Raw genomic sequence first — 9,862 nt, forward strand, 5'->3', positions numbered from 1 at the left:
ACGGAGTAAACACCATGAAGAAATTATCCCTTTCACTGATGCTGAACGTGTCGCTGGCGCTGATGCTGGCACTGTCCCTGATTTACCCGCAGAGCGTGGCCGTCAGTTTTGTCGCTGCATGGGCGATTCTGGCGACGGTTATCTGTGTGGTTGCCGGTGGTGTCGGCGTGTATGCCACGGAGTATGTGCTGGAACGCTACGGGCGGGAGCTGCCGCCGGAATCGCTGGCCGTGAAGATTGTCACGTCGCTGTTTTTGCAGCCGGTGCCATGGCGCAGACGGGCGGCGGCTCTGGTGGTGATGGTGGCGACGTTTATCTCGCTGGTCGCTGCCGGGTGGATTTTTACCGCGCTGATTTATCTCGTGGTATCGGTGTTCTTCCGGCTGATACGTACGGCCTGCCGTCAGCGTTTTGAGGGGCGGGAACTATGTCAAAGCTGATGATTGTGCTGGTCGTGTTGTTATCGCTGGCGGTGACCGGTCTGTTTCTGGTGAAACACAAAAATGCCAGCCTGCGCGCCTCGCTGGACAGGGCGAATAACGTCGCCAGTGAACAGCAGACGACCATCACCATGCTGAAAAATCAGCTTCATGTTGCCATCACCAGGGCAGACAAAAACGAGCTGGCGCAGGTGGCACTGCGTCAGGAACTGGAGAACGCCGCGAAGCGTGAAGCACAGCGCGAGAAAACCATCACGAGGTTACTTAATGAAAACGAAGATTTTCGCCGCTGGTATGGTGCTGACCTGCCTGATGCTGTGCGCCGGTTGCACCAGCGCCCCGCCTGCACCGACGCCAGTGATTGTCGCCAACGCCTGCCCGAAAGTGAGCCTTTGCCCGATGCCGGGCAGTGACCCGGAGACGAACGGCGATTTAAGTGCCGATATCCGGCAGCTTGAGAACGCGCTGGCACGTTGTGCCAGCCAGGTAAAAATGATTAAACACTGTCAGGACGAAAACGATGCTCAAACCCGACAGCCTGCGCAGGGCGCTGACTGATGCCGTCACGGTGCTGAAAACCAGTCCAGAGATGCTGCGGATATTCGTGGATAACGGGAGTATTGCCTCCACGCTGGCGACGTCGCTGTCGTTCGAAAAGCGTTACACGCTCAATGTGATTGTGACCGACTTTACCGGTGATTTTGACCTGCTCATCGTGCCGGTGCTGGCGTGGCTGCGGGAAAATCAGCCCGACATCATGACCACCGACGAAGGTCAGAAAAAAGGTTTCACGTTTTATGCAGACATCAACAATGACAGCAGCTTTGATATCAGCATCAGCCTGATGCTGACCGAGCGAACGCTGGTCAGTGAGGTTGACGGTGCGCTGCATGTGAAGAATATCCCGGAACCTCCGCCGCCGGAGCCAGTCAATCGCCCGATGGAGCTTTATATCAATGGTGAACTGGTGAGCAAGTGGGATGAATGAGTTTAAGCGTTTTGAAGACCGGCTGACCGGACTGATTGAATCGCTGTCACCGTCTGGGCGTCGGCGACTGAGTGCAGAACTGGCGAAGCGTCTGCGGCAGAGTCAGCAGCGTCGGGTGATGGCACAGAAAGCCCCGGACGGCACACCCTACGCACCACGCCAGCAGCAGAGCGCCAGAAAAAAGACCGGTCGCGTTAAGCGAAAAATGTTTGCGAAACTTATCACCAGTCGTTTTTTGCATATCCGCGCCAGCCCTGAACAGGCATCAATGGAGTTTTACGGCGGGAAGTCACCGAAAATCGCCAGTGTGCATCAGTTCGGTCTGTCGGAAGAAACCCGGAAAGACGGTAAGAAAATTGATTATCCGGCGCGTCCTCTGCTCGGCTTTACCGGTGAGGATGTGCAGATGATTGAAGAGATTATCCTGGCTCACCTCGACCGTTAGTTGTGCCATTCCCGACACATCATCGTTACATTGCCGCCGGTATGACCCGGAGGCATCCTTCCCGTTATGAACACTCTCGCAAATATCCAGGAACTCGCGCGCGCACTGCGCAACATGATTCGTACCGGCCTTGTCGTCGAAACCAACCTTAAAGCCGGTCGCTGCCGTGTGCAGACCGGCGGCATGTGCACCGACTGGCTTCAGTGGCTGACCTGTCGTGCCGGGCGTTCGCGCACATGGTGGGCACCTTCCGTGGGGGAGCAGGTGCTGATTCTGGCCGTGGGCGGTGAACTTGACACGGCGTTTGTTCTGCCGGGGATTTATTCCGGCGATAACCCTGCGCCGTCTGCGTCGGCGGATGCACTGCATATCCGTTTTCCTGACGGGGCGGTGATTGAGTATGAACCCGAAACCAGTGCACTCACGGTAAGCGGAATTAAAACGGCCAGCGTAACGGCTTCTGATTCTGTTACCGCCACGGTGCCGGTGGTCATGGTGAAAGCATCAACCCGCGTCACCCTGGACACACCGGAGGTGGTCTGCACCAACAGGCTGATTACCGGCACGCTGGAAGTGCAGAAGGGCGGGACGATGCGCGGCAACATTGAACACACCGGCGGTGAACTCTCATCAAACGGTAAGGTACTGCATACCCATAAACACCCCGGCGACAGCGGCGGCACAACCGGGAGTCCTCTATGACAGCGCGTTATCTCGGAATGAATCGCCGTGATGGCCTGACTGTCACTGACCTTGAGCATATCAGCCAGAGTATCGGCGATATCCTGCGCACACCGGTCGGCTCACGGGTGATGCGTCGTGATTACGGCTCGTTGCTGGCGTCAATGATTGACCAGCCGCAGACCCCGGCGCTTGAGTTGCAGATTAAGGTCGCCTGTTACATGGCGGTGCTGAAATGGGAACCCCGCGTCACCCTGTCATCCGTCACTACGGCGCGCAGTTTTGACGGGCGAATGACGGTCACGTTAACCGGTCAGCACAACGACACCGGTCAGCCACTTTCGTTAACCATCCATGTGAGTTGAAACCATGCCGATTATCGACCTGAACCAGCTACCCGCACCGGATGTGGTCGAGGAGCTGGACTTTGAAACCATTCTCGCCGAACGCAAGGCGACACTGATTTCCCTTTACCCGGAAGATCAGCAGGAGGCGGTCGCCCGTACCCTGACGCTGGAATCCGAGCCTCTCGTCAAACTGCTGGAGGAAAATGCTTATCGTGAGCTTATCTGGCGTCAGCGTGTGAATGAGGCCGCACGGGCGGTGATGCTGGCCTGTGCCACCGGTAATGACCTTGATGTGATTGGTGCCAATTACAACACCACGCGCCTGATTATCACCCCGGCAGATGATTCGACCATCCCGCCGACACCGGCAGTGATGGAATCTGACACCGATTATCGTCTGCGTATTCAGCAGGCGTTTGAAGGTTTAAGCGTCGCCGGGTCGGTAGGTGCCTATCAGTATCATGGTCGCAGTGCGGACGGGCGTGTCGCGGATATCTCTGTCACCAGTCCGTCTCCGGCCTGTGTCACCATCTCTGTGCTGTCACGTGAAAATAACGGCGTCGCATCCGAAGACCTGCTGGCTGTGGTGCGTAACGCCCTTAATGGCGAGGACGTCAGGCCGGTGGCCGACCGCGTGACCGTGCAGTCTGCCGCCATTGTTGAATACCAGATAAACGCCACGCTGTATCTTTACCCTGGTCCCGAAAGCGAACCCATTCGCGCTGCCGCTGTGAAAAAACTGGAAGCGTATATCACGGCACAGCACCGGCTGGGGCGCGACATCCGTCTGTCTGCCATTTATGCCGCTTTGCATGTGGAAGGCGTGCAGCGTGTCGAACTGGCTGCACCACTGGCTGACATCGTGCTCAACAGTACGCAGGCGTCTTTCTGTACCGAATACCGCGTCGTGACCGGAGGCTCGGATGAGTGATTCGCGCCTGCTGCCGACCGGCTCATCACCGCTTGAAGTTGCCGCCGCAAAAGCCTGTGCGGAAATTGAAAAAACGCCGGTCAGTATTCGTGAGCTGTGGAACCCGGACACCTGCCCGGCAAATCTGCTGCCGTGGCTGGCGTGGGCGTTTTCGGTCGACAGGTGGGATGAAAAGTGGCCGGAAGCGACAAAACGCGCCGTTATCCGCGATGCCTATTTCATCCACTGTCATAAAGGCACTGTCGGCGCGATCCGACGCGTGGTGGAGCCGCTCGGCTATCTCATTAACGTAAAGGAGTGGTGGGAGACAAACGACCCGCCCGGCACCTTTCGCCTTGATATCGGCGTACTGGAAAGCGGTATCACAGAGGAAATGTATCTGGAAATGGAACGGCTGATTGCCGATGCCAAACCCGCAAGTCGCCACCTTATCGGTCTGAACATTATCCAGGACATTCCCGGCTATCTGTATACAGGCGGTGTGGTCTGTGATGGTGATGTTATTACTGTTTATCCCGGATAAGTGAGAAACAATGAGCACGAAATTTAAAACCGTTATCACTACTGCCGGAGCCGCAAAGCTGGCAGCCGCCACTGTCCCCGGCGGGAAAAAAGTAACCCTGTCTGCAATGGCCGTGGGTGACGGTAATGGCAAATTGCCGGTGCCGGATGCCGGTCAGACGAAACTGGTGCATGAGGTCTGGCGTCACGCCCTGAATAAAGTCAGCGTGGATAATAAGAATAAAAACTATATCGTGGCTGAACTGGTTGTTCCGCCCGAAGTGGGCGGCTTCTGGATGCGTGAGCTTGGTCTGTATGACGATGCCGGAACACTGATTGCGGTCGCCAACATGGCGGAAAGCTATAAGCCTGAACTCGCTGAAGGCTCCGGACGTGCGCAGACCTGCCGCATGGTTATTATTGTCAGTAACGTGGCGTCTGTTGAGCTGAGTATTGATGCCAGCACAGTGATGGCGACGCAGGATTACGTCGATGACAAAATCGCAGAGCATGAGCAGTCCCGCCGCCATCCTGACGCCACGCTGACAGAAAAAGGTTTTACTCAGTTAAGCAGTGCAACAAACAGCACCAGTGAAAAGCTGGCAGCAACGCCAAAAGCGGTCAAGGCAGCAAATGACAACGCAAATTCACGTCTGGCGAAAAATCAGAACGGTGCAGATATCCAGGATAAATCAGCTTTTCTGGATAATGTTGGCGTTACCAGTCTGACGTTTATGAAAAACAATGGCGAAATGCCGGTTGATGCCGACCTGAATACATTTGGTCCCGTTAAGGCTTATCTGGGGATCTGGTCTAAAGCTACCTCAACTAACGCAACACTGGAGAAAAATTTCCCGGAAGATAATGCTGTCGGTGTGCTTGAGGTTTTTGCTGCCGGCAATTTTGCAGGTACGCAACGCTTCACCACGAGAGACGGCAATGTATACATACGCAGACTCGCCAATAAGTGGAATGGCTCTGATGGTCCGTGGGGCATATGGCGTCACACTCAATCAGCTACCCGCTCTTTGAGTACGACTATAGACCTGAATACGCTTGGAGCCGCCGAACATCTTGGTTTATGGCGTAACAGTAGCTCGGCTATAGCTTCATATGAACGCAATTATCCAGAGGAAGGCGCCTTTGCTCAGGGGATGCTTGAGATCCTCGAAGGCGGGAATTATGGAAGAACGCAACGTTATACCACTCGCCGTGGAAATATGTATGTCCGCTGCCTTGCGGCAAGCTGGGATGCATCAAATCCGCAGTGGGAACCGTGGTTAAGAGTCGGTCATCAGTCAGAGAGTCGTTATTACGAAGGTGATTTAAATGTTCTAACCGACCCCGGTATTTACAGTGTTACAGGAAAGGCAATAAACGGTCCGATGCTGGACACCGTTGGCGCGACACTACTTGGGATACTGGAAGTAATCAGACGTTTTGATGGTGTGTCTGTCTGGCAGCGTTACACAACCACAGGGAAATCAGAAACCACACAGGGACGCACTTTTGAGCGCGTCTACGCCGGGAGCAAATGGACCGAATGGCGAGAAGTATATAACTCCTTTTCGTTGCCTCTGAATCTGGGCATCGGTGGCGCTGTGGCAAAACTCTCCAGCCTGGACTGGCAGACCTGCGACTTTGTGCCGGGCAGTCTGATAACCGTTCGGCTTGATAACATGACCAACATTCCCGACGGTATGGACTGGGGTGTCATTGATGGCAACCTGATAAACATCGCAGTTGGTCCGAGTGATGATTCCGGTACGGGGCGCTCAATGCATGTATGGCGCAGCACTGTAAGTAAAGCCAACTACCGCTTTTTTATGGTGCGTATTTCAGGAAATCCGGGAAGCCGCACGATCACGACAAGACGTGTGCCAATTATCGACGAAGCTCAGACATGGGCGGCGAAACAAACCTTCAGCGCCGGTCTTTCAGGCGAACTGTCCGGCAATGCGGCTACAGCTACAAAGCTGAAAACCGCGCGAAACATTAATGGTGTCAAATTTGATGGTTCTGGCAATATCAATATTAATACGCTGGTATCCAGGAATCGCGTTGCTGCATTAAGCGGGAGTGAGAAGGGGGTGCCTGGTATTCAGATGTATGAGGCATATAACAATGGCTACCCTTATGCCTATGGCAATGTGCTTCATCTTACGGGGGTATCCGCAACCGGAGAAGGTGAGTTACTTATCGGCTGGAGTGGAACCAGCGGTGCTCATGCACCAGCATATATTCGTTCAAGGCGGGATACAGATGACGCTCAATGGTCTGGATGGGCACAGCTTTATACGACAGCACATAAACCATCCGCTGGTGATGTTGGTGCTTTACCGATATCCGGTGGCACTATTACAGGCGGTTTAACTGTTGATGGGGAAGTTGTTTCAAGGTCAGCAAACGGTTATCGCATCGTATGTGGGAACTATGGATTCTTTATCCGAAATGATGGTAATTTCACCCATTTCATGTTGACCAACTCCGGTGACAGTATGGGGGGATGGAGTAGTTTAAGGCCATTCTATATTCAGAATTCCACTGGTGGAGTCACTATTGGCCATGGATTAACTGTTGCCGGACAAGTTGTGCCAAGTAACTACGGTAATTTCGACGGGCGTTATGTGATGGATGTTCGCCTGGGAACACGTGTTGTTCAATTGATGGCGCGTGGCGGGCGTTATGAGATGGCCGGACACACACTTACCGGATTAAGAATTATTGGTGAAGTTGATGGCGATGATGAAGCCATCTTCAGACCGATACAAAAATACATCAATGGCACATGGTATAACGTCGCACAGGTGTAAATTATGCAGCATTTAAAAAATATAAGGTCAGGAAATCCGAAAACCATTGAACAATATCAACTAACAAAAAAATTCGACGTTATCTGGTTATTTTCAGAGGATGGAAAAAACTGGTATGAAGAGGTAAAGCATTTTCAGGAAGACACAATAAAGATTGTTTACGATGAGAATAATATTATTGTCGCCATTACCAAAGATGCATCAACGCTTAATCCAGAGGGGTTCAGCGTCGTTGAAGTCCCTGATATTACCGCCAACCGACGAGCTGATGACTCAGGTAAATGGATGTTTAAGGACGGTGCCGTGATTAAGCGGATTTATACGGCAGACGAACAGCAGCAACTGGCGGAGTCAAAAAAGGCAGCTTTGCTTTCCGAAGCTGAATCCGTGATTTTGCCGCTGGAGCGCGCTGTCAGGCTGAATATGGCAACAGATGAGGAGCGCAGCCGACTGGAGGCATGGGAACGCTACAGCGTTCTGGTCAGTCGTGTGGATCCTGCAAATCCTGAATGGCCGGAACTACCACAATAAATACAGGCGGGCGGATTGCCCGCCTTTTCTTTATCTGTTGTTTCATCCATTGACCAGTCAGGACAAATAGCGTCTCATGCCCTGTACAACTGAAAATACCACTCACCCATTAACCACGGAGTTAAACGGATGAGTGATTATCATCACGGTGTGCAGGTGCTGGAGATTAACGACGGCACCCGCGTCATTTCCACCGTATCCACCGCCATTGTCGGCATGGTCTGCACGGCCAGCGATGCGGATGCGGAAACCTTCCCCCTCAATAAACCGGTGCTGATTACCAATGTGCAGAGCGCAATTGCAAAGGCCGGTAAAAAAGGCACGCTGGCGGCATCGTTGCAGGCCATCGCCGACCAGTCAAAACCGGTCACCGTTGTCGTGCGCGTGGAAGACGGCACCGGCGACGACGAAGAAACGAAACTCGCGCAGACCGTTTCCAATATCATCGGCACCACTGACGAAAACGGTCAGTACACCGGACTGAAAGCCCTGATGGGGGCTGAGTCGGTTACCGGCGTTAAACCGCGCATTCTTGGTGTGCCGGGGCTGGACACCAAAGAGGTCGCCGTCGCACTGGCATCGGTATGCCAGGAACTGAATGCATTCGGGTATATCAGCGCATGGGGCTGTAAAACCATTTCCGAGGTGAAAGCCTACCGCCAGAATTTCAGCCAGCGTGAGCTGATGGTCATCTGGCCGGATTTCCTCGCATGGGATACGGTCACCAGCACCACCGCCACCGCGTATGCCACCGCCCGTGCGCTGGGTCTGCGCGCTAAAATCGACCAGGAGCAGGGCTGGCATAAAACGCTGTCCAACGTCGGGGTAAACGGTGTTACCGGCATCAGCGCATCTGTATTCTGGGATTTGCAGAAGTCCGGCACTGATGCTGACCTGCTGAACGAGGCAGGCGTCACAACGCTGGTTCGCCGCGACGGTTTCCGTTTCTGGGGTAACCGTACCTGCTCCGATGACCCACTGTTCCTCTTTGAAAGCTACACACGCACCGCGCAGGTACTGGCTGACACGATGGCTGAGGCGCACATGTGGGCTATTGATAAGCCCATCACCGCAACGCTGATTCGCGACATCGTTGACGGCATCAATGCCAAATTCCGTGAACTGAAAAGCAACGGTTATATCGTGGATGGCACATGCTGGTTCAGTGAAGAAGCCAATGATGCGGAAACCCTCAAGGCCGGAAAACTGTATATCGACTACGACTATACCCCGGTGCCTCCACTCGAAAACCTGACCCTGCGCCAGCGTATTACTTCAAGATACCTGGCAAGTCTGGTCACCTCGGTTAACAGCAATTAAGGAGCCTGACCGATGGCAATGCCGCGCAAACTCAAGTTAATGAACGTCTTTCTGAACGGCTACAGCTATCAGGGCGTCGCGAAGTCCGTCACGCTGCCAAAACTGACCCGTAAGCTCGAAAACTATCGCGGTGCGGGGATGAACGGTAGCGCACCGGTAGACCTCGGCCTTGATGACGATGCGCTGTCAATGGAGTGGTCGCTCGGGGGCTTCCCGGATTCGGTTATCTGGGAGCTTTACGCCGCAACCGGCGTGGATGCCGTGCCGATTCGTTTTGCAGGCTCTTACCAGCGTGACGATACCGGCGAAACGGTGGCCGTCGAAGTGGTCATGCGTGGACGTCAGAAAGAAATCGACACCGGAGAGGGTAAACAGGGAGAAGACACCGAGTCGAAAATCTCCGTGGTCTGCACCTATTTCCGGCTGACGATGGACGGTAAGGAGCTGGTCGAAATCGACACCATCAACATGATTGAGAAGGTGAACGGCGTCGACCGGCTGGAGCAACACCGCCGCAATATAGGCCTGTGATTTTCATCCGGTCAGCCTGACTGACCGGTTAACCCCGATTCAGATGTGAGAAAACCATGAACAAAGAAAATGTGATTACCCTGGAAAATCCGGTCAAACGTGGTGAGCAGGTTATCAAACAGGTCACGCTGATGAAACCTAATGCCGGGACGCTTCGCGGTGTCAGTCTGGCTTCGGTCGCACACTCCGAAGTCGATGCACTTATTAAGGTGCTGCCGCGTATGACGGCACCGATGCTGACCGAGCAGGAAGTCGCCGCGCTGGAACTGCCTGACCTTGTGGAACTGGCCGGTAAGGTGGTCGGTTTTTTGTCGCCGAACTCGGTGCAGTGACG

13 protein-coding genes and 3 pseudogenes are annotated in these 9,862 nt (G+C 54.0%); all 16 read left to right on the top strand.

Translation table 11 applies throughout. The features are described 5' to 3' along the window. Positions 1-14 precede the first annotated feature (14 nt). Positions 15-440, top strand: a complete 426-nt coding sequence (locus A7Z29_RS00120) for a DNZ54_00345 family protein (RefSeq protein ID WP_000736597.1) — start codon at positions 15-17, stop codon at positions 438-440. After that, a complete protein-coding gene (gene lysB, locus A7Z29_RS00125; protein WP_032152948.1) occupies positions 428-853 on the top strand; it encodes an Rz-like lysis system protein LysB in 426 nt (141 codons plus the stop codon). The genes A7Z29_RS00120 and lysB overlap by 13 nt, the downstream gene beginning before the upstream one ends. Beyond that, positions 735-998: an Rz1-like lysis system protein LysC gene (gene lysC / locus A7Z29_RS23550; protein ID WP_223364218.1), complete on the top strand. Its 264-nt coding sequence runs from the start codon at positions 735-737 to the stop codon at positions 996-998. The genes lysB and lysC overlap by 119 nt, the downstream gene beginning before the upstream one ends. Continuing rightward, positions 961-1,428 (top strand): phage tail protein, encoded by a 468-nt coding sequence (locus tag A7Z29_RS00135; RefSeq protein ID WP_001774102.1) that lies wholly within the window; start codon positions 961-963, stop codon positions 1,426-1,428. Before lysC ends, A7Z29_RS00135 begins: the two co-directional genes overlap by 38 nt. Continuing rightward, entirely contained in the window at positions 1,421-1,873 is a 453-nt protein-coding gene (locus tag A7Z29_RS00140; RefSeq protein ID WP_001001786.1) for a phage virion morphogenesis protein, read from the top strand. The genes A7Z29_RS00135 and A7Z29_RS00140 overlap by 8 nt, the downstream gene beginning before the upstream one ends. Positions 1,874-1,939: 66 nt before the next feature. Further along, positions 1,940-2,575: a phage baseplate assembly protein V gene (locus tag A7Z29_RS00145; RefSeq protein ID WP_001093748.1), complete on the top strand. Its 636-nt coding sequence runs from the start codon at positions 1,940-1,942 to the stop codon at positions 2,573-2,575. Then, positions 2,572-2,919 (top strand): GPW/gp25 family protein, encoded by a 348-nt coding sequence (locus A7Z29_RS00150; RefSeq protein ID WP_001532465.1) that lies wholly within the window; start codon positions 2,572-2,574, stop codon positions 2,917-2,919. Before A7Z29_RS00145 ends, A7Z29_RS00150 begins: the two co-directional genes overlap by 4 nt. Positions 2,920-2,923: 4 nt before the next feature. Further along, a complete protein-coding gene (locus A7Z29_RS00155; protein WP_097743826.1) occupies positions 2,924-3,832 on the top strand; it encodes a baseplate assembly protein in 909 nt (302 codons plus the stop codon). After that, a complete protein-coding gene (locus A7Z29_RS00160) occupies positions 3,825-4,355 on the top strand; it encodes a phage tail protein I (protein WP_001285334.1) in 531 nt (176 codons plus the stop codon). The genes A7Z29_RS00155 and A7Z29_RS00160 overlap by 8 nt, the downstream gene beginning before the upstream one ends. 10 nt (positions 4,356-4,365) lie before the next feature. Further along, a pseudogene (locus A7Z29_RS23985) lies at positions 4,366-4,986 on the top strand (phage tail protein); the annotation flags it as partial. Positions 4,987-6,438: 1,452 nt separating this feature from the next. Then, a pseudogene (locus A7Z29_RS23990) lies at positions 6,439-6,649 on the top strand (s domain protein); the annotation flags it as partial. 44 nt (positions 6,650-6,693) lie between these two features. After that, a pseudogene (locus A7Z29_RS23995) lies at positions 6,694-7,146 on the top strand (phage tail fiber protein); the annotation flags it as partial. Positions 7,147-7,149: 3 nt separating this feature from the next. Next, the gene (locus tag A7Z29_RS00170; protein ID WP_001620995.1) at positions 7,150-7,677 is read left to right on the top strand and encodes a tail fiber assembly protein; all 528 of its coding nucleotides are present in this window, start codon (positions 7,150-7,152) and stop codon (positions 7,675-7,677) included. A gap of 129 nt (positions 7,678-7,806) precedes the next feature. Next, entirely contained in the window at positions 7,807-8,997 is a 1,191-nt protein-coding gene (locus tag A7Z29_RS00175; protein ID WP_021534010.1) for a phage tail sheath protein, read from the top strand. Positions 8,998-9,009: 12 nt separating this feature from the next. Further along, positions 9,010-9,528 (top strand): phage major tail tube protein, encoded by a 519-nt coding sequence (locus A7Z29_RS00180; protein WP_001251408.1) that lies wholly within the window; start codon positions 9,010-9,012, stop codon positions 9,526-9,528. 56 nt (positions 9,529-9,584) lie between these two features. Continuing rightward, on the top strand, positions 9,585-9,860 hold the full coding sequence (locus A7Z29_RS00185) for a phage tail assembly protein (protein WP_021540560.1): 276 nt from the start codon (positions 9,585-9,587) through the stop codon (positions 9,858-9,860). Positions 9,861-9,862: the final 2 nt, after the last annotated feature.

Origin of the sequence: Escherichia sp. MOD1-EC6842 (assembly GCF_002965705.1) — a bacterium.
Classification (GTDB): domain Bacteria; phylum Pseudomonadota; class Gammaproteobacteria; order Enterobacterales; family Enterobacteriaceae; genus Escherichia; species Escherichia ruysiae.